This window comes from Pantoea sp. VS1 (genome assembly GCF_002207995.1).
In the GTDB taxonomy this organism is placed as follows: domain Bacteria; phylum Pseudomonadota; class Gammaproteobacteria; order Enterobacterales; family Enterobacteriaceae; genus Pantoea; species Pantoea dispersa.
Genome location: NZ_NHZE01000077.1, coordinates 1 through 409 on the forward strand (window position 1 = coordinate 1; position 409 = coordinate 409).

Consider the following 409-nt stretch of genomic DNA (forward strand, 5'->3'; position numbering starts at 1 on the left):
ACATTCATTATGAGTATCCTGGCACAAGTATACTAAATAAATTCATTTCTGAATTAACTAGAAAAGATAAATTGAAAGTTGCCTTTTCCAAAGATAAGACCAAGCAACTCAAAGAAATCAAGAAATTAATAAGCCTGCTTTTCATGATAAAAAGAGAGTCTGGGAAAGTAATGGGTAATGTTCTTGCTATTATCGATCTGGTTTTTATTGAGTACAAAAAAAGACATCTTGAATTAAAAGACTTTATTAAAAACATTATTGTCGATGATATTAAACGTTCTTCAGACAAAGATTCTGTTTTTGATGTTCTTTGGTTGGTATTTTTTGCCAAATTTAGGCAGTTTGGAATAGGTGATGTATCAAAGTATATTGATAGCGCGATTATCAATGGCAATAAGCTTTATCAATG

The 409-nt window shown here is 29.8% G+C and carries 1 pseudogene; it reads left to right on the forward strand.

Going from position 1 to position 409, the window contains the following annotated elements:
* A pseudogene (locus CBW22_RS23030) lies at positions 1-409 on the forward strand (hypothetical protein); the annotation flags it as partial.